This is a genomic window from Streptococcus sp. DFI.7.26 (assembly GCF_022240605.1).
Taxonomy (GTDB): Bacteria; Bacillota; Bacilli; order Lactobacillales; family Streptococcaceae; genus Streptococcus; species Streptococcus xiaochunlingii.
Genome location: NZ_JAKOGN010000058.1, coordinates 1 through 304, shown reverse-complemented (window position 1 = coordinate 304; position 304 = coordinate 1). Strand labels below are relative to the sequence as shown.

Below are 304 nucleotides of genomic sequence, written 5' to 3'. Positions count from 1 at the left end.
TAGCAACAGGTAATCCTTATCTCAAATATAAGATGGAACTAGAGAATGATCTAACCCTATTAGAAAATCAAAGACGCGCCTTTCAACGTAGCAAGGATCACTATCGTCATACAATCTCTTACTGTGAAGAAAATATTCCCATTCTTGAGAAACGATTAAGCAAGTATGAAGGCGACATTCAACAGTCTGAAATGTCGAAAGACCAATCATTTTCTATGACGGTAGGCAAGCAAGCTTTTGAGCAACGAGCTGAAGCAGGGGAATCCCTACACCGTCTTATCCGTCATAATCAAGCTGACAGCAA

Annotated in this window: 1 pseudogene; it reads left to right on the top strand. The window is 40.1% G+C overall.

The window, feature by feature from the left end:
- A pseudogene (locus L0M85_RS09910) lies at nucleotides 1-304 on the top strand (helicase); the annotation flags it as partial.